3 protein-coding genes are annotated in these 2482 nt (G+C 62.7%); all 3 read right to left on the bottom strand.

All coding sequences use genetic code 11. The features are described from left to right. On the bottom strand, positions 1–1077 hold a 1077-nt coding region (locus WB528_RS11190), incomplete at its 3' end, for a histidine kinase dimerization/phospho-acceptor domain-containing protein (RefSeq protein ID WP_423888477.1). After that, a complete protein-coding gene (locus WB528_RS11185; protein ID WP_423888476.1) occupies positions 1074–1751 on the bottom strand; it encodes a response regulator in 678 nt (225 codons plus the stop codon). The genes WB528_RS11190 and WB528_RS11185, both read right to left, overlap by 4 nt. Before the next feature lie 124 nt (positions 1752–1875). After that, positions 1876–2482, bottom strand: a 607-nt coding sequence (locus WB528_RS11180; protein WP_423888475.1) for an SCO family protein, incomplete at its 5' end; no start/stop codon positions are given.

Here is a 2482-nt window from a genome sequence, read left to right as displayed (position 1 = left end):
TTCGGCGAGATTGCGGATCGCCCGCTTCATCATCTCGGCATTGCCCTTGACCCAGACCGGCGCGGTGGCGCCGAGTAGCGCGATCTCCCGTCCCTGTTCGAGCGCGAGCGGCGCGACAAAACCCGCGACCTCGGCGCACACCGCCTGCAGGTCGGCCATCTCGTCGGGATCAATGGCAAATGCCTCGAGTTCGGCAATGTCGAGCAGCTGGCCGACCACCCGGCTCATGGCCTCGATGTCCTGGTGCAGCGCTTTGGCAACGCCGGGATCGTCGAGGGTCTCCACGCGCGTGCGCAAAATGCTGAGCGGCGTGCGCAACTCGTGCGCCGCGTCCGCCGTGAACTCGCGCTGCAGCCGAAATCCCTCGTCGAGGCGATCGAGCGCCTTGTTGACGGCGGAAACCAGCGGCCGCACCTCTTTTGGAATTTCCTGAAGCGGGAGCCGGATATCGGTACGCGCGGGGCCGATATGCTGGGCGGTCACGGATGCCTGCCGCAGCGGCAACAGCGCGCGGCGGAAGATCGCGATGTCGATCACCAGCAGCAAAAGCAGGATCGGCAGCGTGATCCAGCCGACGTGCCGGTAAAAATCATCGACAATGTCGTCGATCAGGACGTCGCTGTTGGCAAGGTCTTCGGCCGCCTGCACCCACACCGTCTTGCCGCCGATCATGCGGCGGACGCTGGCGCCGGAGATGGCGGCGTCGCCGATGTGAGTCTCCAGAAACTCTACCGTGGCCGAACGCGGATCGGCGGCGAAGATCGGCGCGTTGTTCGGAAGCGAGGAGAACAGCGTCTTTCCGGCATCGTCGATGACAGCATAGGAATATCGTCCATAAGGCTGCGAATAGAGCCCTTGAAGGCTCGGCGGCAGCGCCAGCGAGAGACGGCCGTCGGCCTCCAGCACGAGATGCTCGGCGAGCGAGACCGCCTGCTCTTCCATTGCATCGTTGTGGATGTTGTTGGTGGCCACGCTCAACAGCCACGACAGCGCCACCGACATCAGAATCGATGTGATCGCAACCGCGATCACATGCAGGATCACGATGCGCGAGATGATCGATTCAAACCGGATCACTGCTTTTCCTCGGCGATGAGATATCCGACGCCGCGGATGGTGTGGATCGTCACCTTGGCGCCCCGGTCGGACAACTGCTTGCGCAAACGGTGGACGTAGACCTCGATGGCGTTGGAGGCGACGTCTCCCGAGAGCCCGAAAATGTGGTCCTCGACCTGCTTCTTTGAGACCACCCTGCCCTTGCTGCGCATCAGAAGCTCGAGCACGGCGGTCTCGCGCGACGACAGCACCTGGGGCTGGTCGTCGATCAGGGCTTGACGGCCGCGCAGGTCGAATTCGAGATTGGCGATATGAAGCGAGTTACCGAGTTGCTGGCCCGGCCGGCGCAACTGCGCCTCCAGCCGCGCCACCAGTTCTTCCAGCGCAAACGGCTTGACCATGTAGTCGTCGGCGCCGCTGCGCAGGCCCGAGACGCGATCCTGCAAGCCGCCGCGCGCGGTGAGCACCAGCACCGGCGTCGAATCCTTGCGATGGCGCAATTCACGCAGGATGGCGAGCCCATCTCCATCGGGCAGGCCAAGATCGAGAATGACCGCCGCATAGGTCGTGGTCATCAGCACCGCACGGGCCTCGGCGGCCGTGGAAAGCAAATCGACCTCATAGCCGGCCGTCCGCAGGCCCTTGGCGAGCAGCTCGGACAATGTCGCATTGTCTTCGATAACCAATAGACGCATCGCGCGGCCCGTCGGTGACAGCTTGGCCGGCAAGCTTTGCGGCCTTTTGCGGCGATCGACAAGCTTTCAAACGGCCACGGGGTTAACGGGAACCGCTTGCTGTAAGGCTGACGTAAGCATTCCGCTATTTCGAAAGATATTGGCGCAGGACTTCGGTCAGTTTTTCGGGGCCGGTCTGCGGCGGGATGAAACCGAGATATTCGCCGTCCCTGCCCATCAGGTAGATGACGCCCGCGTGGTCGATCGCATATTCGCCGTCGCGAGTGCCGGGCACTTTTGTATAGAACGCCTTGTAGGCGTTCGCGACCTTTCGGATTTCTTCCGGCGAACCGGTCAGCCCGATCAGGCTCTTGTGAAAGGCTGAGACATATTCCGCGAGCAGTTTCGTGTCGCGCTCGGGATCGACGGTGATGAAGATCGGCTGGATGCCATCGGCCGCGGGACCCAATGCATCGAGCGCCTGCGTGATCGCCATCAGGTCGGCCGGGCAGACGTCGGGACAGAACGTGTAACCGAAATAGACGATCATCAGCTTGCCGCGAAACTCGTTATCGCTGCGCCGGTGTCCGTTCTGGTCGATGAGCGTGAAGGGTCCGCCCACCGTGCCGCGGCCGTACATCAGATCGTCCATCATCTGCGCAGCGGTGATTTGATCGGGCGGCTTGTCCTCCGCGCCCAGAGCTACATTGCCCCCACAGAACAAGAGCGCGATCAGAAAAAGCGCGGGTACC

It is taken from the genome of Bradyrhizobium sp., assembly GCF_049586575.1.
Taxonomy (GTDB): Bacteria; Pseudomonadota; Alphaproteobacteria; order Rhizobiales; family Xanthobacteraceae; genus Bradyrhizobium.
The sequence above is the reverse complement of the archived record's forward strand: the minus strand, read 5'-3'. Positions and strand labels throughout refer to the sequence as shown.

What these genes read in the sequence shown, in the direction of transcription:
- WB528_RS11185 (WP_423888476.1), bottom strand. Translation starts at nt 1,751, where the DNA reads ATGCGTCTATTGGTTATCGAAGACAATGCGACATTGTCCGAGCTGCTC.